Source organism: Streptomyces sp. NPDC000941 (assembly GCF_053599555.1).
Map to the genome: position 1 here is coordinate 23,811 of NZ_JBSFMM010000028.1, position 18,724 is coordinate 42,534.

Sequence of the window (18,724 nt, forward strand, 5' to 3'; positions counted from 1 at the left end):
CCGCTGGACGATGTTGTCGTACTCGGGGCCGGGCCCGGTGGCTACGTCGTCGCCGCGCGTCGCAGTCGCCGAGGAGAAGTACGAGGGTGGTGTCTGCCGCCGCGCGCTGACTCAGATATCAGACACCGACGACGGCCAGCGCGCCGTAGCCGACAACCGCGACGAGAAGCGTGGACAAAGCCCCGAGGGCAAGACCTCGCCTTCCCGCGCGAAGCAGTGCACCGATCTTGACGCCGCTGCCCAGACCGAACAGTGCCGCGGCGAAGAGCAGCGTGGTGCCGACTTTGGCCACGGACAGCGCGGTCGACGGCACGATACCGCTGCTGCGAACCAGCATCATCACCAGGAAACCGAGGATGAACAGCGGAACGATCGCCGGGCGTTTCCCCGTCGAGGTCCCGCCTTGCCGACGCTGCACGATGCTGACACCGGCGACCATCGGGGCGAGCAGGACGACCCTGGTCAGCTTGATGACGACGGCGATGGCAACCGCCCCGGCGCCTGCCGGTGACGCGGCCGCAACGACCTGGGCGACTTCGTGAACGGAAAGCCCTGCCCAGGACCCGAGGTGCTCAGGACTCATTCCCAGCGCCTGGCCGACGAACGGTACGAGCGCAATCACGGCGCTTCCGTAAAGGGTCACGAGAGTGACAGCGGTCGCTACGTCCTCTCTGTCGCTTTCGGTGACACTGTCCATTGCCGCGATCGCCGACGCCCCGCAGATGGAGAATCCGGTTGCCACCATCAGCGCGAGCCCTTTCGACACTCGGATCAGCCGACCGAGCAGGAGCGTTCCGAAGAAGGCCACGAGCACGGTGACCACGACCGCCAGCACCTTGCCCGCGCCGAGCCCGAAAACCTCGCCGAGCCCGAGCTGGAGGCCGAGCAGGACGACGCCGAGCCGCAGAAACTTCTTCGTCGCCCAGCCCAGACCTTCCTGGGCCTCCGCCGGAAGACGACCTCCCACGGCGACCCCGAGCACCACCGCGACGGTAAGCGCGCTCACCGCAGGCACCAGCTTGTTGAGAGAGAACGCGGTAGCCGTGCCGACACCCGCCACGAGCAGCCCCGGGGCCAGTGAACGAACCGGGCTGGCAGTGGCTGTGGAACGCCCGACAACGTGTCCTGGTTTGATCATGACCTGATCGTCATCCTGATGCGCGGAGCGCGGTACCGGTCAACACATTGGGACGTCATACCCGGAGTGCATGACAGAGCGACCGCAGCCGTGGTTGTAGTAGTGAGATCGCGAGAAAGTCATAGCCAACAGGTATGACTGCTGGTCTGACCTGAGCCATACCCTGGAGCTATGAGCCAGTTGCCGGATCTGGAATCGCTGCGCCTGCTCGTCCTTGTCGGAGACGTGGGGAGTCTGAGCAGGGCGGCGGCGCAGCTCGGTTTCGCGCAGCCGTCGGCCAGCAAACGGCTGTCCACGCTGGAGCGCAGGCTCGGCCTGGTGCTGGTGGAGCGGACGCGGCGCGGATCACAGCTCACCGATGCGGGTCGGGCCGTGGCGGGCTGGGCCCAGCAGGTTCTCCAGGACTTGGACGGTCTGCTCACCGGCGCGGAGGCGTTGCGCACCAAGCGGGACGCCGAGCTGCGAGTCGGCGCGAGCATGACCGTGGCCGAGTACTTGGTGCCGGGTTGGCTCGGCGAACTGCGCCGGCTGCGCCCGGAGCTGTACGTGGGTCTCCAGGTGACCAACAGCGAGCACGTCCCCGAGTTGCTGCGCAGTGGAGCGGTGGATGTCGGTTTCATCGAGTCACCGCAGGCCCCAGCCGGATTGCCTGCTCGGCGGGTCGCCTATGACCGTCTGCTCGTGGTGGTTGCGCCGGGTCACCCCTGGGCGCGCCGCCGTCGCCCGCTGGGCGTCGCCGAGCTTGCCGCCGCGCCGCTGGTCCTCCGCGAACAAGGATCGGGCACACGCGAAACTCTGGACCAGGCGCTGCGCCGGGCGGGGGCGGCTGAGCCCCGGCCCCTGCTGGAGCTGGGGTCGGCGACGGCCGTGCGAAACGCCGTGATTGCCGGGACCGGCCCGGCAGTGATCAGCGAACTCGCTGTGCGAACGGACCTCGCCGATCGCCGCCTGGTAGCGGTCGAGGTCGAGGGCATCAAACTGCACCGTGTCCTGCGCGCCGTATGGGCATCGGAGCGCCCCCTGGCCGGCCCTGCTGCTGAACTCCTGGCCGTGACCAGGCGACACAGACCAGACGTCGCCACCACGGGCGTCACCGCGCGGTGAGCGCGCGACGAGGCGAGCCCGCGGACGACCGCCACCACAATCATCCGCGCAGGTCGCGGCGGTAGGTGCCGTAGTCGTAGCCGCGGTCGGCATACAGCGCGGCGGGACGCCGGCGGGGCGCCCGCGCTTGCCCCGCACAGGCGGAACCTGCCCTGGTCCGCCGGAGACGGCCCGGTCTTCGCGCCTGATGCCAGTCTCGTAGCCTGCTAATAGCCCTCCTGATTCAGATGTCGTGGTGGACGGAGAAGCCGTAGTGGATCGGATAGACCTGGTCGATCACCGTCGCTATGTGTCCAACTGGCAACGGCTCGTTCCGCAGCAGTGGTACGTCCAGGCCGTCCCAGCTCAAGCGGTCGAGGCTGGCCTCCTCGTCATGGACAACGCATCCACCTAGATCGATCGAGTGGACCACGCGCCCGGCGTCGACTATGGAAAGCGTCAGCTCGACGGGCGGCCTCTTGCCACCGCCAAGGAAGAGATAATCCTGTATGAGGGGCGTCACGACATCAAAGGCCCAGCGCAGCTCGTCGAGTTCGGGTATCGCCCATCGAAAAACCGAGCCAGCCGAGCCTCCGAGGGATGGCGTTTCCAGCGCGACACGGCCGCTTACAGCGAGCCGTACTTCAGGGGCCGGCCACAGCCTGACCGCGACGGCGCAGGGCGCCGACCCCCGCCCGGGCGGACATCTGTGCCCGTGCGTGCGTGAGAGGCTGCGCACGCACAGTGGCGGATCACCTGGTCGCCAGATGCGGAGTGGAGGAGGCCCGTGGATATCCGGCACTTGGAGTACTTCCTGGCGGTCGTCGACCGGGGTGGGTTCAACCGGGCCGCTTCGGCGCTGTACGTGTCGCAGCCGTCGTTGTCGCAGGCCGTGCGGGTGCTGGAGCGTGATCTGGGTACGGAGCTGTTCCACCGGATCGGGCGCCGGGCGGTGTTGACGGAGACGGGCCGGGCGCTGGTCGAGCCGGCCCGTGAGGCGGTGCGGAGTCTGGAGACGGCGCGGGCGAGTGTGGCGGCGGTGCAGGAGTTGCGTGAGGGGCGGCTGGATGTCACGGCGATGCCGTCGCAGGCGGTCGAGCCGCTGACGACGCTGATCCGGTCCTTCACCGAGCGGTATCCCGGCGTGGCGGTGGCGGTGAAGGCGGCCTTCACCGCCCGCGATGTCATCGACGCGGTGCGGACCGGGGCGGTGGAGCTGGGTCTGCTGGCCTCCGCCGGCCCGGTGCCGGACAAGGAGGTCCGCTCGCATGTGCTGGGTGAGCAGCGGTTTGTGCTGATGGCCGCGCCGGGCTCCTTCCCTGGCCGGCAGGTGGTGCGCAGTGCGGAGCTGGCGGGCCGGCGGCTGATCGTGGGGCAGCCCGGGACCGGGATGCGGGCGTACGTCGATTCCCTGCGGGATCAGGGCATCGGCTTCACCGTGGCGGCCGAGACCGAGCACCGGGTCGCTCTGCTGCCTCTGGTGCTGGCCGGGGTCGGGCTCGCGGTGGTGACGGAGTCCTGGCGGGAGATCGCCCGGCGGACGGGGGCCGATGTCCTGGACATCGAACCCGCGACCGCGCTACGGGTCGCGCTCGTCAGCCGCCGTGGCGTCCTGTCGCCGGCCGCCGCGGCCTTCTGGACGACAGCGGTCCCGTCCGGCCACTGACAGATAGGCATCGGTTATAAGGCAGATCCGGATTGCGTCTTGGACGCCCTGCCGGCTGCCTTGCTGGAATCGACGGCATGACGAACCACCGTATTGCCCTGATTCCCGGCGACGGCATCGGCGCCGAGGTGCTGCCGCCCGCGCGGCAGGTCCTCGACGTCCTGGGCCGCCGCCACGGCTTCACCCTGTCGTACACGTCGTACGACGACTGGTCCTGCGAGCGGTATCTGCGGGAGGGCGCGATGATGCCCGCCGACGGCATCGACCAGCTCCGCGACAAGGACGCCATCCTGCTGGGCGCGGTGGGCTACCCGGGGGTGCCCGACCATGTCTCGCTGTGGGGCCTGCTGGTCCCCATCCGGCGCAGCTTCCGCCAGTACGTCAACCTCCGGCCCATCCGCGTCTTCGAGGGCATCGACAGCCCGGTGCGCGGCGCCCGGGCGGGCGACGTCGACTTCGTCGTCGTCCGCGAGAACGTGGAGGGCGAGTACAGCGAGGTCGGCGGCCGGCTCAACCGCGGCTTCCCGGACGAGATGGCCGTCCAAGAGTCCGTCTTCACCCGGGCCGGTGTCACCCGCGTACTGGACTATGCCTTTGAGCTCGCCGCGCGGCGCCGAGGCCTGCTGACGTCCGCGACGAAGTCGAACGGCATCGTGCACACCATGCCGTTCTGGGACCAGCTCGTCGCCGAACGGGCCGCGGATTTCCCGCAGGTGGCCTGGGGCCAGGAACACATCGATGCGCTGGCGGCCAAGTTCGTCCTCGAACCGGCCCGCTTCGACGTCGTCGTCGCCTCCAACCTCTTCGGTGACATCCTCAGTGACCTGGCGGCCGCGGTCGCCGGGTCCATCGGCATCGCCCCGGCCGCCAACCTCAACCCCGAGCGGGAGTTCCCCTCGATGTTCGAGCCGGTGCACGGCTCCGCCCCCGACATCGCGGGCCAGGGCATCGCCAACCCTCTGGGCGCGATCTGGTCGGCGGCCATGATGCTCGACCACCTCGGCCACCCCGCCGCCGCGAAGGACATCACGGACGCGATCGCCTCGGTCCTGGCCAAGACCGATGTCCGCACCCGCGACCTGGGCGGCGCCGCGACCACCGCCGAGTTCACCGACAAGCTCCTCGGACTCCTCTGACCGTCGGCTGCGCCGGCCATGCGACGGGCGGGTGCCCGGGGAGCTCCCCGGCATCGTCCTCCAGGCCAGGCCTGAGGCCTGGGGCCTGGTCAGGTGTCGGCGCCGACCTTGGCCGTGTCGGCGTCGGCGGACGGCGGCGGTGTGCTGCCGGGGTGAAGGACCGCGTGGGCCTGGGCGGCGTCGAAGTCGTTCTCCCATTTTCCGATCACGATGGTGGCGACGGCGTTGCCCAGGACGTTGATGAAGACCCGGCCCTCGTTGAGCAGGCGGTCGATACCGACGATCAGGGAGAGGGCGGCCAGGGGAATGTGGCCGACCGCGGTGACGGTGCTGGCGAGCACGAGGAACGCGCCGCCGGCGATGCCCGCGGTGCCCTTGCTGGTGAGCATCATGACGCCGACCATCACCAGCTGCTGCTGCCAGGACAGATCGATCCCCAGGGCCTGGGCCAGGAAGAGGGAGGCCATCGTGAGGTAGACCGCGGAGCCGTCCAGGTTGAAGGAGAACCCGGAGGGGATGACGATGCCGACCACGGGCCGGCCGACGCCGAGGATCTCCAGCTTGCGCACGAGCTGCGGCAGTACGGCCTCGCTTGAGCAGGTGCTCAGGGCGACGAGCAGCTCGGCCTTGAGGAACCGCATCAGGCCGAACAGGCTCAGGCGGCAGGCGCGCATGATGGCGCCGAGCACGACCAGGACGTAGACGACGCAGGTCGCCGTGAACAGGATGATCAGGTAGGCGAGCTGTTTGAGGCTCTCGGCGCCGTAGGTGGCGACCACCGTGGCCAGAGCGCCGAAAGTGCCCAGCGGTGCAAGACGCATGACCCAGCCCACGATCCTGAACACGACATCCGACAGCGCCTGGATGCCGCGCTGCAGGGGTGCGCCGTCCTCGCCGGCCATGTTCAGCGCCACGCCGAAGGCGATGGAGATCATGAGCGCGGCCAGGATCGCGTCACCGGTGATGGCCCCCAGCAGGGAGGTGGGGATCAGCGATGAGATGAAGCCGGTGAAGGTGACGTGCTCCTGGGCGGTCGCGGGCACGTCGTTGGCGTTGAGGGTCGAGGGGTCGACGTTCAGACCGGTGCCGGGGTGGAAGATGTTGGCGACCGCCAGCCCGATGAGCATGGACACCAGGGAAAGCACCAGGAAGTAGCCGATCGCCTTCACGCCGATCCGGCCTGCCTTGCGCAGGTTGTCCATGGCGGCGATACCGGTGGTGACCACGCAGAAGACGACCGGAACCACGATCATCTTGACCAGGGCGATGAACCAGTCGTTGAGCGGCTTGAGTTCCTCACCGAACCCCGGCGCGGCGATGCCGACGACTATGCCGAGGACGGCGGCCAGGACGACCTGGAACCACAGCTCGCGCAGGAGACGGTTCGGCCGTGACCGTTGCGGACGGCCGACGGCGGTGGTGGGTGTCATCGTTGGTGCTCCCTTGCACGACGATCGTGTGTAGCCCTGTCCCGTGGGGGGTGTCCGGGGACGCGACGCGGCTCGCGTCCCCGGTGACGTACGTGGCGCATGGATGCGGCTGCGCCGACGGCAGGAGACCTGCGGCAGGAGACCTGCGGCTTTGTGAAGGCCGTCTGCCGCTGTGCCGGTCAGCTGTGCAGGTCGCGCAGCACCTTGTAGAAGGCGGCCTTGCCCTCGAAGCCGATGCCGGGGATGTCGGTCAGACCGACGCGGCTCTTTTCGACGACGGCGTCGTCGGCGAAGCCCCCGGTGGGCTGGAACTCACCCGGGTAGGACTCGTTGCCGCCGAGCTTGAGGGCGGCCGCGATGTGCAGGGAGAACTGGTGTCCGCCGTGCGGGACGCAGCGCCGGGAGGACCAGCCGTGCCGGCGCAGCATGTCCTGGATGCGCAGGTACTCCACCAGGCCGTAGGAGAGAGCCGGGTCGACCTGGATGGTGTCGCGGTCGGGGCGCATGCCGCCGTAGCGGATCAGGTTGCGGGCGTCCTGCAGCGAGAAGAGGTTCTCGCCGGTCGCGATGCGGCCGCTGTAGTGCTCGGCGACCGTCGCGTTGAGGTGGTAGTCGAGCGGGTCGCCGATCTCCTCGTACCAGAACAGCCCGTACGGCTCGATGGCCCGCCCGTACTCCAGGGCGGTGGCCAGGTCGAAGCGGCCGTTGACGTCGACCGCCAGCCGGGAGCCGTCGCCGTCGAGCACGTCGATGACGGCCTCGATGCGGCGCAGATCCTCGGCGAGGTCGGCGCCGCCGATCTTCATCTTGACGACGTGGTAGCCCAGGTCGAGGAAGCCGCGCATCTCGTTCTGGAGGTCGGCGATGGTCTTGCCGGGGGCGTAGTAGCCGCCGGCGGCGTAGACGAACACCGAGTCGTCGGGTTCGCCGTCCCCGTAGCGCTCGGACAGGTACCGGTACAGCGGCTTGCCCGCGATCTTCGACGCGAGGTCGAACAGCGCCATGTCGACGACGCCGACGGCCACCGAGCGCTCGCCGTGCCCGCCCGGCTTCTCGTTGCGCATCATGACCTCCCACGCCCTGGCGGGGTCCAGCTCGCCCTGCTCGTTGAGCAGGCTGTCGGGCCGGGCCTCCAGCAGGCGGGGGAGGACACGGCGGCGCAGGATCTCGCCGGCGCTGTAGCGGCCGTTGGAGTTGAAGCCGTAGCCCACGACCGGCTTGCCGTCACGGATGACGTCGCTCTCGATCGCCACGATGGAACAGTCCATCGAACTGAAGTCGATCCACGCGTTGCGGATCGAGGAGCTGATCGGGACGACGCCCTCGTAGACGTTGGTGATCTTCAAGTCGGACTCTTTCTTATATCTTATAAGATGCATCGGGCTGTTAGGCTGTGCCGACCAGACAGGAAATGTCAAGGGGTGTGAGCGCCCGGGAAGGAATCGCAGGGGGCGATGACCGGTCCGAGTCAGTTCCTCAGCAAGAGCGATCTCGCCTACGCGGAACTCCGCGGCCGGATCCTCTCCGGCGGCCTCCCGGCCGGCTCACGGCTCGCGCAGTACGACCTCGCCGAGTCCCTCAACATGAGCATCACCCCCCTGCGCGAGGCGATCCGGCGCCTCAGCAGCGAAGGTCTTGTCACTGTCGAGACCCACCGCGACGTACGCGTCTCCGCCATGAACTCCGACGAGGCACGCCAGCTCTTCGAGGTCCGCCTCTCCCTGGACCCCACCGCGGCCGAACTCGCCGCCACCCGCCGCACGGACGCCGACATCGCCGCCATGCGGACAGCCGTCGGCAACCTGCTGCCCGTCACGCGCCAGTGGGGCGAGGAAGCGCTTACCGCCCACCGGGTCTTCCACCAGACGCTCTACCGGGCCTCGCGTAACGACGTCCTGATCCGCCTGCTGGACGACCTCTGGGACAAATCCGACCGCTACCGCCGCCTCGGCCTCGAACTGCCGCCCGGAGACGAGCCCCGCACCCGCGACCTCGATGAACACCACCAGCTGGTCGAGCTCATCGTCGACCGCCAGGCCGCCGAGGCCGCCCAGCTCATGCGCGACCACATCACGCACAGCCTCACCGCAACCGCCATCAGGGCCCTCGAAGAGAGCGAAGGCCACGCCTGAGCCTCTGGTGGAGACCGAGGTAATCACCTGGCGGGGCGGCGAGGCGGCGCACTCCGGTGAGGATGCAACTCGATGGTGAGTGAGGCGGCGACGAAGACGGAGGAGTAGGTGCCGACCGCGAGGCCGATGAGCAGGGCGAGGGCGAAGTCGGTGAGGGTGTCGTCGGCGAGGACCGCGAGGGCGGCGAGGATGAGTGCCGCGCCCATACCGGTGTTGACGGTGCGCGGCAGGGTTTGCAGGATCGCCTGGTTCGTCAGGCGGGGAAGCGGTGTGATGCGGTCGCGGGCGAGCAGTTCGCGGACGCGGTCGAAGACGACGACGGAGTCGTTGACCGAGTAGCCGATGACGGTCAGCAGGGCGGCCAGGAAGATCCCGTCGATCGGCTTGCCGAGCCAGGCGAAGACACCGATGAGGACCACCACGTCGTGGACGAGCGCGGCGACGGCCGCGGTCCCGAAGTTCCAGCGGAACCGGACCGCGAGATACAGCAGTTGGGCGCCCAGCGCGAGGGAGAGGGCGATGAGGGCGTTGCGGCGCAGTTCGTCGCCCATGCTGGGGCCGATCAGCTCGTCGCGGATCTTCTTCGTCCCGCCGCCGAGGTCGCCGATGGTTTCGGTGACGGTGGCCTCTTCGGCGTTGGTCAGGTGCTCGGCGCGCACCGTGAGCCCGGTGTCGCCGGAGGACTGTACGACCGCGCGGGGGAACCCGGCGTCGGTGAGGGCGGTGCGGACCCGGTCGGGGTCGAGGGGGGTGCTGGTGGCGTACTCGATCAGCCGGCCGCCGGTGAACTCGATGCCGAAGTCCAGGCCGCGGGCGAGGATGCCCGACGCGGCCACGGCGAGGAGGACGGCGGAGGCGGCCAGCCAGCGGCGCGGACGGCGCATCAGGAACGGATCGCGGCGCAGCAGCCGGTCGCGTACCCATCCGGTGCTCGCGATGCCGGTGATACGCGGGCGGCGGTTGGCCGCGGGGCGGTTGACCGCGTATTCGGCGAGCACGCGGCTGATCACCAGGGCACTGACCAGCGAGGCGAGGACGCCGATGCCGAGGGTGATACCGAAGCCGCGTACCGGACCGGAGGCGAAGGCGAACAGGAGGCCCGCGGCGATCAGCGTGGTGATGTTGGAGTCGGCGATCGCGCTGAGGGCACCGCGGAACCCGGCCGTCAGGGCCGAGCGCGGGCTGGGGCGGCTGCGGGCCGCGTACTCTTCGCGGGCCCGTTCGAAGACCAGGACGTTGGCGTCCACGGCCATGCCGATCGCCAGGACGAACCCGGCGAGGCCCGGCAGGGTCAGGGTGGCGCCGAGCGCGGCCAGGGCGGCGTACGAGATGAGGCCGTAGCAGACCAGGGCCGCGGTCGCGAGCAGACCCATGAGCCGGTAGACGGCGATGATGAACAGCGCGGTCAGTGCGGTGCCGATGGCGGCGGCCCAGGTCGCGGCCTCGATGGCCGCGTCGCCCAGCGTGGCGCCGACGGTGCGCTGTTCGACGGTCTCGACGGGTACGGGCAGGGCGCCGCCGGAGATGAGCAGGGCCAGTTCGCGGGCTTCGGTGCCGTCGAAGGAGCCGGTTATCTGGGTGGTGCCGCCCGGGATGCCGGCCCCGCACGGCACGGAGGGGGCGACCTGCGGCGAAGAGATGATCTTGTTGTCGAGGACGATGGCGACCCGGCGCTTCGGATCGCCGGCCGGATGGCACGCGGCCCCTGCGGTGACCTGCTTCCACCGGTCCTGACCGGTCTTGGTGAAGTCGACGGTGACATGCCATCCGGCACCGCCCTGCTGGTCGAAGCGGGCGTCGGCGCCTTCTACGTCCCGTCCGGTCAGGTCGGCGGCCCGCAGCCGCAGGGGCTGTCCTGACTCGTCCGGCAGCACACGCTCCGCGGCGGGATCGGCGGGCGGCGTGGCGGTGGCGCCGTTGGAGGTCCCGGCCGGGCCGAGGACCGCGTGGACGGTGAGCTGCGCGGTACGGCCCAGCACATCGGCGGCCTTCTTCGGGTCATGCACACCGGGCAGTTCGACGAGGATGCGGTGGTCTCCGGAGCGGACGACGGTCGGCTCCGCCACGCCGAGCGCGTCGATACGGCCGCGGAGCACCTCCACGGTGCGGTCGGTGGCCGCGGCGTCGGCTTCGGTGGTGGGGGTGGAGCGGGTTTCCAGCATGATCTGGGTGCCGCCGCGCAGGTCGAGGCCGAGGCGGACCGGCACGGTGAGGGCGATGGCCAGCGATCCGGCGATCACGGCGAGGGCGATCAGCGCACGCGCGCAGGGACTTGTGCCGCGTGTTCCGGCTGTTGCGCTTGTTCCGGCTGCTGTTCTGGTTGCTCTGGTTGTTCCGGCGTTTCAACACGAGCCTCCGGCAGGCACGTCGCGGCGGCGGCTCGCGCGGCCGCGACGGAGAGAAGGGTGATGGGGTGCGTCAGGTACCGGAAGGCGCCGGAGGTGCCCGGCCGCGCAGGTGGGCCGATCGGCCGGAAGTGAGGGGTGCGCATGCGGAAGGCGCCGAATCGCGGATACCGGCGGCCGGGCCGGTATCCGTACCGCGGGGGCCGGTGGCGTGGGGATCCGGTGGGTACGGACGGTCGCAAGGGCGGTCGTGCCGCACCCGGGCCTGGGCCGCGCAGCCGGCGGCACCCGGGTCGTCCGCGCGGGGCCCGGTGTCCGGGCGCTCGGCGTGCGGGCGCTCGGCGTGCGTGGCCGCCGCGGCGGGGGCGGGCGCCGGACCGGAAGTGGAACGTGCGGTATCCGCGGGCACCAGCGCCAGCAGGACGGCGAGGAGCACGATGAGCGTCCGCGCGAGCCGGTGGACCCGGTGGAGCCCGTGACGACCGGCGGTCGGGACGGTGCGGGGTGCTGGGCGCATGCACCGTCCCTTTCCTGCTGGGCGTTCGACTTCCTGCTGGGTGCCCGACACGGGGTGCCCCGGTGTCGGAAGGGCGGGTGTCAGGGTTCGACGAGACCCGCGCGGATGGCGTAGCGGGTCAGCTCCAGCCGGTCGTGCAGACCGAGTTTGTGGAGGAGGTTGGCCCGGTGGCGGTGCACGGTCTTGACGCTGATGAAGAGGATCTCGGCGATCTCCTTGGAGGAGTGCCCCTCGGCGACGAGTTTGAGGACTTCCTCCTCGCGAGGGGTGAGGAACTGGTCGGGGTTTTCCTCGCCGTGCCGGACTCGGTCCAGGTAATTGCGGATGAGGGCGGTGACCGCGCCGGGGTAGAGGAACGGCTCGTTGCGCATCGCGGCCCGGCAGGCGGTGATCAGATCGCGGTCGGCGACGGATTTCAGTACATAGCCACAGGCCCCGGCCTTGAGTGCCTGGAAGAGGTACTGCTCGTTGTCATGCATCGTCAGCATCAGGATGCGCAGGCCCGGTTTGAGCGCCACCAGCTCACGGGTGGCCTGCAAACCGGTCAGGCGCGGCATGGCGATGTCGAGGATGGCCAGGTCGATCTCCTGGTTCCGGGCCGCCTCGATGGCCTCGGCGCCGTCCCCGGCCTCGGCGACGACCTCCAGATCGGGTTCCCGGTCGAGGATCAGCCGCACGCCGCGGCGTACCAGGGCGTGGTCGTCGGCGAGCAGGATGCGGATCGGCGTCGCGGCCGTGGGAGCCGGTGCCGGGGCCGTGGTGGGTTCGGGCGAGGTCAGATCGTGCATGGTCAGGACTGCTTCCTGGGGACGGGGGTGATCAGGCGGATCCGGGTGCCGGTGCCGGGTGTCGAGGTGATGTCCAGGGTGGCCCCGGCGAGCAGGGCCCGTTCGCGCATACCGCGGATCCCGGCGCCTTCACAGGCGGCCTCGATACCCCGGCCGTCGTCGGCGATCTCCAGCACCAGCGCCTCACCCGCGCGGTACAGGCTCACCTCGGCCCGATGCGCGTCCGCATGGCGGGCCACATTGGTCAGGCTCTCCTGCGCCACCCGGTACAGGACGAGCTCGCTCTCCCGGTCGAGGGCGGGCAGATCGGCGTCGAGGCGGCGTACGACCCGCAGCCCGGTGTGGGTGGCGAAGTCCTGCGTGAGCGAGGTCAGCGCACTGACCAGGCCCAGGTCGTCCAGGACACCGGGCCGCAGCCGGCGCACCAGGCGGCGGACCTCGTCCAGGCTCTCCCGGGTGATCTCCTGGGCCTGCTGGAGGTCCTCGCGCAGCGGCTCGGGCGCGTCGTCCGCGGCGCGCTTGAGCACCAGCAGGATCGCGGTCATGCTCTGTCCGACCTCGTCGTGCAGCTCCTGGGCGATACGGCGGCGTTCCGCCTCCTGGGCCAGCAGCACCCGGGCGCTGGACGTGGCGCGTTCGTGTTCCAGCCGGTCGAGCATGGCGTTGAAGGTGCGGATCAGCTCGGTCACCTCGCTGCCGCCACCGGCGCCGGGCACGGGCAGCCGCTGGCCGGGGCGGAGCAGGTCGACGGTGGTCATCAGCCTGGTCAGCCGGTCCAGCGGGGCCAGGCTCCAGCGCAGCAGGGTGCCGTTGGCGACCAGCATGACGGCGAGACCGCCGACCAGGATGACAGCCTCGGTCAGCACCACCGGCACGGAGACGGTCACCGGCGCCCACAGCAGCAGGGCCGTGGCGGTGCCGAGCACCAGGGCGTTGAGCCCGAAGATCCGCCAGAACAGCGACACCGCGGAAACTCCTCCTTCTGCGATCCGACTGTGATCACCTCTACTGTCGGTCATCCGCTGTCGGTTATCCGCTGTCGGTCATCGCACCCCCGGCGGAGCTGCCGCGACTGGTCGCGACCGATCCCGCCCCAGCCTGCCTTCCGCACCGCGCGCGGTCGATGGGGCACACCACCCATATCCGAGGCCGCCGGGTACCCATCCGCAGTTCCCCGCATCGCCTCGTGGTCACCGCTGTCCCGGGCAAATGGGGTCCGCGCCCGATGGGCTTCCGGCGCCGGGTCGAGCAGAGTCGAAGGTGACCGAGCCGCCCGGTTCGGCCCGTGCCGCGGTCGTGGAGACCGCGGCCGGCGGAACCGGGCGGCCGCTGCCGCGCGCAGCGCCCTTCTACGTTTCCACGTTTCTGCGTTTCCACGCTTCCGGGAAGGACCTCATCGTGCCGCTCGACACCACCCAGAGCGATCCCCGCCCCGGCCGGCTGACCGCTCACGAGGCCCGCCAGCGCCTTGAACACGCCCGCAACAGCCGCCTGGCCCAGCTGCGCGCCCTCGACGAGACCGGACAGAGCACGGACGACCATCTGATGTCCGCGCAGGCGGAGGCGATCCGGCGGGTCCTCACCGAGATCGACGAGGCGTTCGCCCGCGTCGACGACGGCTCCTACGGCACCTGCCAGGGCTGTGCCAAGCCCGTCCCCGCCGAACGTCTGGAAATCCTCCCCTACACCCGGCACTGCGTCGCCTGCCGGCGCCGCGCCGCCGTCTGACCGGCCCCGTCCCACCCGCCTTCGTCTCCGCCCTGCTCAAAGGGGTGAAGTGGTGAACCATCAGACCATCGGCGACCGTGCCGCGCACCTGTCGCCGCATCTGTCGCCCGAGGACCTTGCCGCGCTGCGGGAGAACCTGCGCGAACAGCGACTGTTCCGCCAGGAGCAGCTGCGGCAGATCGCCGCGGCGCCCCACGCCGCGGACCCGCTCCTGTGCCGCTCCGCGGCGCAGGCCGAAGTGCACGTGAAACTCGCCGCCTCCGCGCGCATGGTCCTCGCCGACGTGGAGGCGGCGCTGCAACGCATCGCCGAGGGCTGCTACGGCAGCTGCCACCTGTGCCGGCGCCCCGTCGAACACGAACGCCTGATGATCGTTCCGCAGGCCCGTTACTGCGCACGGTGCCAGCAGGTACGGGAGGCCGGACGATGACCGTCATCCGCCGCCCGGCCAGCTCTCCCGCCCGGCACCGGCACCAGCCCTGGCCGTTGTGCCGACAGTGCTGCGGCCTCGCCCTCGACCTGGGCAGCGCCCGTACCCGCGCCTGGATGGCCGGCCGCGGACTGATCCTCGACGTACCCACCGTCACCTTTCCCGGGGCCGTCCACCCGATCCGGCGCGGCGCCATCGTCGACGTTCCGGGAACGGCCCGGATGCTCGACCGGCTGCTCGGCCACCGTCTGCCCCGCCGCACCCGCCCGCTGGTGGTGGTCACCACGCCCGTGCTGGACGGCCCCGGCTACCGGGAACGTGCCCGCACCGCCGTGGAGGTGCTGCGCCCGCGCGCGGTCCTGACCGTCCCCACCGCACGCGCCATCGCCCTGGCCGCGGACGCCGACCTCTCCCTCCCGCTGCTCGTGGTGGACGTCGGCGCCCACCTCACCGAAGTGGTCCTCCTCGTCGACGGCCTCGTCTTCGACGCCCGCCGCACCGCCCTGGGCACCACCGACCTCTCCGGCGCCGGCACCACGGCGGAGATCAGCGAGGCCATCACCACCATGATCACCTCAATGCTCCGGCAGGACCGCACGTCCTTCACCGCCGAAGCCCTGAGCCGGGGTGCCCTCCTGGCCGGTGGCGGCGCACTGCGCCCCGACCTCACCCGCCGGCTCATCGGCGGCCTGCATGCACCGCTGCGGGCGGTCCCCGCACCGCACACCGCCGCGATCCGTGGCGCCGCCACCATCCTGCACGCCGCGCACGCCCATCCCTCGGCCGGCGGCACGGCCCCCTTCAGGGGTGGATCGCCCTGGCGATAGCGGGCGGCGCGGGCGATCCGGTCCACACAGCCGGAGACTCTGCCGCTGTCCGATCATGTCGCCGGTAACAGCATTTTGATGCACGCTTGACAAATCCGAAACATGCCTACACCCTGCAAAACATCGATCCCTGCTGCAATTTGTTGGCAGGATCACGCAATTCCCCTGCAGAGCGTCACGCCTGACATTCCATCAGCACGTCAGGAGGAAGCTCCATGCCCTCACGCCCGCATGCCGTACGCCAGGTCTTACGCCCCTTCACCTGCGTGCTGGCCTTGCTGCTCGGCGGTCTCACCGCCGCGGCCGCCCCGGCCTCGGCCGCCCCCGCCCCGCGGTCGGCCCCCGCGGCGATACCGCCGAGCGACTACCAGCAGGTCCAGCTCGCCACCGGCCCCGACGAACTGGGCGAGCCGATGTCCCTGACGGTGCTGCCCGACCGATCGGTGCTGCACACCGCCCGCGACGGCACGGTCCGCATCACCGACGCCGTCGGCAACACCAAGGTGGCGGGCAAGCTCGACGTCTACACCCACGACGAGGAGGGGCTGCAGGGCATCGCCGCCGACCCGGGCTTTGCCACCAACCGATACGTGTGGGTCTACTACTCGCCCAAGCTCGCCACGCCGGCGGGTGACGCCCCGACCACCGGCACCGCCGCCGACTTCGAGCGCTGGAAGGGCCATCTCAACCTCTCCCGCTTCACGCTCAGGTCCGACGGCACCCTCGACCCGGGCAGCGAGAAGGTGGCCCTGGAAGTGGCCAACGACCGCGGGCAGTGCTGCCACGTCGGCGGCGACATCGACTTCGACAAGGACGGCAATCTCTACCTGACGACGGGGGACGACACCAACCCCTTCGAATCCAGCGGCTACGCCCCGCTCGACGAACGCAACGACAGAAACCCCCAGTTCGACGCCCAGCGGTCCGCCGGCAACACCAACGACCTGCGCGGCAAGCTGCTGCGGATCAAGCCCACCGCGGCCGGCGGCTACACCGTCCCGTCCGGCAACCTCTTCGCGCCCGGCACCGCGAACACCCGCCCGGAGATCTACGCGATGGGCTTCCGCAACCCGTTCCGGATGTCAGTCGACAAGCCCACCGGCACCGTCTACCTCGGCGACTACGGCCCGGACGCGGGCTCCACGGACAGCAACCGCGGCCCCAGCGGCCAGGTCGAGTTCGACCGGATCACCGGCCCGGGCAACTTCGGCTGGCCGTACTGCACGGGGACGAACACCACCACCGAGACCTACACCGAGTACACCTTCCCCAGCGGCCCGTCGGGTGCCACGTACGACTGCGCCGGCGGACCGGCGAACAACTCGTTCCGTAACACCGGACTCGCCAAGCTGCCCGCCGCGCAGCCCAGCTGGATCCGCTACGGCGGCGACGCCGGTTCCCCGCCGGAGTTCGGCACCGGCTCGGAGTCGCCCATGGCCGGCGACGTCTACCGCTACGACGCCGACCTCGGCTCCTCGGTGAAGTTCCCGCGGTCCCTCGACGGCCACTACTTCGCCACCGAGTACGGCCGTAAGTGGATCAAGGCGATCACCGTGAACGCCGACGGATCCCCGGGCGGCATCGAGGACTTCCCCTGGACCGGCACCCAGATCATCGACAGCGACTTCGGCCCGGACGGGGCGCTCTACGTGCTCGACTACGGCACCGGCGGCGGCAACCAGGCCCTCTACCGCATCGAGTACGTGGGCGGCAGCAACCGCAACCCGGTGGCCAAGGCGGCGGCCGACAAGACCTCCGGACCGGCCCCGCTGGCCGTGCAGTTCTCCTCCGCGGGCAGCTCCGACCCGGAGGGCGGCGCGCTCACCTACTCCTGGGACTTCGGCGACGGCTCGACCTCGACGGCCGCCGACCCCTCCCACACGTACCCGGCCAACGGCACCTACCGTCCCACGCTCACCGTACGCGACCCGCAGGGACTCACCGGCACGGCCAGCCTCGTCGTGACCGTCGGCAACACCGCGCCGACCGTGACCCTGCGTACCCCCGACGACGGGGCGCTCTTCACCTTCGGCGACACCCTGCCGTTCACCATCGAGGCGAGCGACCCCGAGGACGGGCAGGTGGACTGCGCCAAGGTGAAACTCACCTATCTCCTCGGCCATGACAGCCACGAACACCAGATCACCAGCACCAACGGCTGCTCCGGATCGATCGCCATTCCGCCGGACGGCGAACACGACGCGGCCGCGAACCTCTATGGCGTCCTCGATGCCACCTATACCGACGCCGGCGGCCTGACCGGCCACAGCAAGCACATCCTGCAGCCCCGGCACCGGCAGGCCGAGCACTTCACCACCCAGTCGGGCATCCAACTCGCCTCCCACGCCCCCGCCGAGGGCGGGCAGACCGTCGGGTTCACGGACGACGGCGACTGGATCGCCTTCAAGCCGTACGCGCTCGCCACGGCGACCGGCATCACCGCCCGGGTGGCCTCCGGCGGTGCCGGCGGCACCCTCGAGGTACGCGCCGGCGCGCCGACCGGCACGCTGCTGGGCAAGGCCACCGTGCCCGTCACCGGAGGCTGGGAGACATACACCGACGTCACCGCCCAGCTCAGCGGCGCGGCGCCGGGCACCACCGAGCTCTATCTGGTGTTCCGCGGGCCGACCGGCCAGGGCAACCTGTTCGACCTGGACACCTTCACCGTGAGCCGCTGACCACTGGAGACAGGAGCTCCGAGATGTTCAGATCCTTACGCCGCACCGCGGCCGCCGCCGTGCCGGCGCTCACCGCCGTTCTGCTGCCTTTGGGCGGACTCGCCCAGGCTGCGAGCGCCGACGCCGCGAGCGTCGACGCCTCGTACGACGTGCTCGTCTTCTCCCGCACCACCGGGTTCCGGCACGACTCCATCCCGGCCGGTATCGATGCGCTCCGGGCCCTCGGCTCGGCGAACGACTTCACGGTCACCGCCACCGAGGACCCCACCGCGTTCACCCCGGCCAACCTGGCCGCTTACGAGGCGGTCGTCTTCCTCAGCACCACGGGCGACGTGCTCGACGACGCCCAGCAGAACGCGCTGCAGGCACACATCGACGGAGGCCGCGGCTTCGTCGGCGTCCACGCGGCCGCCGACACCGAGTACGGCTGGGGGTACTACGGCGACCTCGTCGGCGCCCGCTTCAAGAGCCACCCCGCCATTCAGCAGGCGAGGATCGTCAACGAGGACCGCGGCCACCCGGCGACCGCCCACCTCGGCACGGACTGGACCCGCACCGACGAGTGGTACAACTACCAGGCCAACCCCCGCTCCTCGGTGCATGTGCTGCAGAGCCTGGACGAGGCCTCGTACAGCGGCGGGGAGATGGGCGACCACCCGATCACCTGGTGCCATGCGCAAGGCGCCGGCCGCTCCTTCTACACCGGTCTCGGCCATACGGCCGAGTCCTACGCGGACCCGGACTTCCGGGCGCTGCTGCTGGGCGCGCTCCGGTACGCGTCCGGTGCGGCGTCCGCTGACTGCTCGGCATCCGCAGGGAGTGACCT

16 protein-coding genes and 1 pseudogene are annotated in these 18,724 nt (G+C 70.4%); 9 read left to right on the forward strand and 8 right to left on the reverse strand.

What is annotated here, in order from left to right:
- Nucleotides 1–118: 118 nt before the first annotated feature.
- Nucleotides 119–1,138: a YeiH family protein gene (locus ACWDSL_RS12170; RefSeq protein WP_450484352.1), complete on the reverse strand. Its 1,020-nt coding sequence runs from the start codon at nucleotides 1,136–1,138 to the stop codon at nucleotides 119–121.
- A 171-nt stretch (nucleotides 1,139–1,309) separates the two neighbouring features.
- Between ACWDSL_RS12170 and ACWDSL_RS12175 the strand changes: the two genes are divergently transcribed.
- Entirely contained in the window at nucleotides 1,310–2,242 is a 933-nt protein-coding gene (locus ACWDSL_RS12175) for a LysR family transcriptional regulator (RefSeq protein WP_450484354.1), read from the forward strand.
- A gap of 223 nt (nucleotides 2,243–2,465) precedes the next feature.
- Here ACWDSL_RS12175 and ACWDSL_RS12180 read toward each other — a convergent pair whose 3' ends face one another.
- A complete protein-coding gene (locus ACWDSL_RS12180) occupies nucleotides 2,466–2,591 on the reverse strand; it encodes a hypothetical protein (protein WP_450484356.1) in 126 nt (41 codons plus the stop codon).
- A 417-nt stretch (nucleotides 2,592–3,008) separates the two neighbouring features.
- Between ACWDSL_RS12180 and ACWDSL_RS12185 the strand changes: the two genes are divergently transcribed.
- Both ACWDSL_RS12185 and ACWDSL_RS12190 read left to right on the forward strand, forming a co-directional pair.
- Nucleotides 3,009–3,887, forward strand: coding sequence for a LysR family transcriptional regulator (locus tag ACWDSL_RS12185; protein ID WP_450484358.1), 879 nt, complete (start codon nucleotides 3,009–3,011; stop codon nucleotides 3,885–3,887).
- A gap of 77 nt (nucleotides 3,888–3,964) precedes the next feature.
- Nucleotides 3,965–5,023 (forward strand): tartrate dehydrogenase, encoded by a 1,059-nt coding sequence (locus ACWDSL_RS12190; protein WP_450484360.1) that lies wholly within the window; start codon nucleotides 3,965–3,967, stop codon nucleotides 5,021–5,023.
- An 89-nt stretch (nucleotides 5,024–5,112) separates the two neighbouring features.
- Here the strand turns inward: ACWDSL_RS12190 and ACWDSL_RS12195 are convergent, their stop codons facing one another.
- Nucleotides 5,113–6,453: a cation:dicarboxylate symporter family transporter gene (locus tag ACWDSL_RS12195; RefSeq protein WP_450484362.1), complete on the reverse strand. Its 1,341-nt coding sequence runs from the start codon at nucleotides 6,451–6,453 to the stop codon at nucleotides 5,113–5,115.
- A gap of 179 nt (nucleotides 6,454–6,632) precedes the next feature.
- Nucleotides 6,633–7,799: a mandelate racemase/muconate lactonizing enzyme family protein gene (locus tag ACWDSL_RS12200; RefSeq protein WP_450484364.1), complete on the reverse strand. Its 1,167-nt coding sequence runs from the start codon at nucleotides 7,797–7,799 to the stop codon at nucleotides 6,633–6,635.
- Between the two features lie 108 nt (nucleotides 7,800–7,907).
- Here ACWDSL_RS12200 and ACWDSL_RS12205 point away from each other — a divergent pair, with 108 nt between their 5' ends.
- Nucleotides 7,908–8,585 carry a GntR family transcriptional regulator gene (locus ACWDSL_RS12205; protein ID WP_450484366.1) on the forward strand — a complete coding sequence of 226 codons (678 nt, stop codon included), beginning with the start codon at nucleotides 7,908–7,910 and terminating at the stop codon, nucleotides 8,583–8,585.
- Between the two features lie 23 nt (nucleotides 8,586–8,608).
- Here the strand turns inward: ACWDSL_RS12205 and secD are convergent, their stop codons facing one another.
- From secD to ACWDSL_RS12225, 4 genes are all read right to left on the reverse strand, one after another.
- On the reverse strand, nucleotides 8,609–10,825 hold the full coding sequence (gene secD / locus ACWDSL_RS12210; protein WP_450484368.1) for a protein translocase subunit SecD: 2,217 nt from the start codon (nucleotides 10,823–10,825) through the stop codon (nucleotides 8,609–8,611).
- Nucleotides 10,826–11,003: 178 nt separating this feature from the next.
- Nucleotides 11,004–11,447, reverse strand: coding sequence for a hypothetical protein (locus ACWDSL_RS12215; RefSeq protein WP_450484369.1), 444 nt, complete (start codon nucleotides 11,445–11,447; stop codon nucleotides 11,004–11,006).
- 80 nt (nucleotides 11,448–11,527) lie between these two features.
- Nucleotides 11,528–12,235 carry a response regulator gene (locus ACWDSL_RS12220; RefSeq protein ID WP_450484371.1) on the reverse strand — a complete coding sequence of 236 codons (708 nt, stop codon included), beginning with the start codon at nucleotides 12,233–12,235 and terminating at the stop codon, nucleotides 11,528–11,530.
- Between the two features lie 2 nt (nucleotides 12,236–12,237).
- Entirely contained in the window at nucleotides 12,238–13,200 is a 963-nt protein-coding gene (locus ACWDSL_RS12225; protein ID WP_450484373.1) for a HAMP domain-containing sensor histidine kinase, read from the reverse strand.
- A gap of 433 nt (nucleotides 13,201–13,633) precedes the next feature.
- On the opposite strand from ACWDSL_RS12225, the gene ACWDSL_RS12230 reads away from it, so the two are divergent.
- The 5 genes and pseudogenes from ACWDSL_RS12230 to ACWDSL_RS12250 form a co-directional block, all read left to right on the forward strand.
- Nucleotides 13,634–13,963: a TraR/DksA family transcriptional regulator gene (locus ACWDSL_RS12230; protein WP_450484396.1), complete on the forward strand. Its 330-nt coding sequence runs from the start codon at nucleotides 13,634–13,636 to the stop codon at nucleotides 13,961–13,963.
- A 49-nt stretch (nucleotides 13,964–14,012) separates the two neighbouring features.
- Entirely contained in the window at nucleotides 14,013–14,393 is a 381-nt protein-coding gene (locus ACWDSL_RS12235) for a TraR/DksA family transcriptional regulator (RefSeq protein WP_450484375.1), read from the forward strand.
- On the forward strand, nucleotides 14,390–15,220 hold the full coding sequence (locus ACWDSL_RS12240) for a hypothetical protein (RefSeq protein ID WP_450484377.1): 831 nt from the start codon (nucleotides 14,390–14,392) through the stop codon (nucleotides 15,218–15,220). The genes ACWDSL_RS12235 and ACWDSL_RS12240 overlap by 4 nt, the downstream gene beginning before the upstream one ends.
- A gap of 215 nt (nucleotides 15,221–15,435) precedes the next feature.
- Nucleotides 15,436–17,898, forward strand: coding sequence for a carbohydrate-binding protein (locus ACWDSL_RS12245; protein WP_450484379.1), 2,463 nt, complete (start codon nucleotides 15,436–15,438; stop codon nucleotides 17,896–17,898).
- A gap of 23 nt (nucleotides 17,899–17,921) precedes the next feature.
- A pseudogene (locus ACWDSL_RS12250) lies at nucleotides 17,922–18,716 on the forward strand (ThuA domain-containing protein); the annotation flags it as partial.
- Nucleotides 18,717–18,724: the final 8 nt, after the last annotated feature.

Coding starts and splice junctions, on each gene's coding strand:
- ACWDSL_RS12195 (WP_450484362.1), bottom strand. CDS start 6,453: ATGACACCCACCACCGCCGTCGGCCGTCCGCAACGGTCACGGCCGAAC.
- ACWDSL_RS12240 (WP_450484377.1), top strand. CDS start 14,390: ATGACCGTCATCCGCCGCCCGGCCAGCTCTCCCGCCCGGCACCGGCAC.
- ACWDSL_RS12245 (WP_450484379.1), top strand. CDS start 15,436: ATGCCCTCACGCCCGCATGCCGTACGCCAGGTCTTACGCCCCTTCACC.
- ACWDSL_RS12175 (WP_450484354.1), top strand. CDS start 1,310: ATGAGCCAGTTGCCGGATCTGGAATCGCTGCGCCTGCTCGTCCTTGTC.
- ACWDSL_RS12220 (WP_450484371.1), bottom strand. CDS start 12,235: ATGCACGATCTGACCTCGCCCGAACCCACCACGGCCCCGGCACCGGCT.
- ACWDSL_RS12205 (WP_450484366.1), top strand. CDS start 7,908: ATGACCGGTCCGAGTCAGTTCCTCAGCAAGAGCGATCTCGCCTACGCG.
- ACWDSL_RS12215 (WP_450484369.1), bottom strand. CDS start 11,447: ATGCGCCCAGCACCCCGCACCGTCCCGACCGCCGGTCGTCACGGGCTC.
- ACWDSL_RS12190 (WP_450484360.1), top strand. CDS start 3,965: ATGACGAACCACCGTATTGCCCTGATTCCCGGCGACGGCATCGGCGCC.
- ACWDSL_RS12170 (WP_450484352.1), bottom strand. CDS start 1,138: ATGATCAAACCAGGACACGTTGTCGGGCGTTCCACAGCCACTGCCAGC.